Origin of the sequence: Vibrio sp. 10N.222.49.A3 (assembly GCF_041475145.1) — a bacterium.
In the GTDB taxonomy this organism is placed as follows: Bacteria; Pseudomonadota; Gammaproteobacteria; order Enterobacterales; family Vibrionaceae; genus Vibrio; species Vibrio tasmaniensis_A.
The window spans coordinates 1-229 of record NZ_JBFRVM010000203.1 but is presented as its reverse complement, the minus strand read 5'-3'; the positions used below and the strand labels follow the sequence as shown (position 1 = coordinate 229).

The 229-nt window shown below is 45.9% G+C and carries 1 protein-coding gene; it reads right to left on the bottom strand.

Annotation, left to right across the window (positions count from 1 at the left end; translation table 11 throughout):
* A partial coding sequence (gene tnpB / locus AB4589_RS22985) for an IS66 family insertion sequence element accessory protein TnpB (protein ID WP_372101763.1) occupies positions 1–197 on the bottom strand: 197 nt, incomplete at its 3' end.
* Positions 198–229 lie beyond the last annotated feature (32 nt).

The following is a 229-nucleotide window of genomic DNA, read 5'->3' as shown; positions in this document are numbered from 1 at the left end:
AGGGCGAAGCCTGTTTTATCCCAGTACAGTACCTTAATCTTATCGCGCTGTTTATTGGTAAACAGGAACAGCGCACCGCTGCCAAGAGGTAAGCCCGTATCATTTTCGATAATCGCTGCAAGACCGTTGATGGACTTTCTAAAATCGACGCTTTCACGATAAAGGTAAATGTCTGGAGCGCTGAGCATACCTTTCATGACAACGCTCCAATGAGTTCAGCAAGATAGGT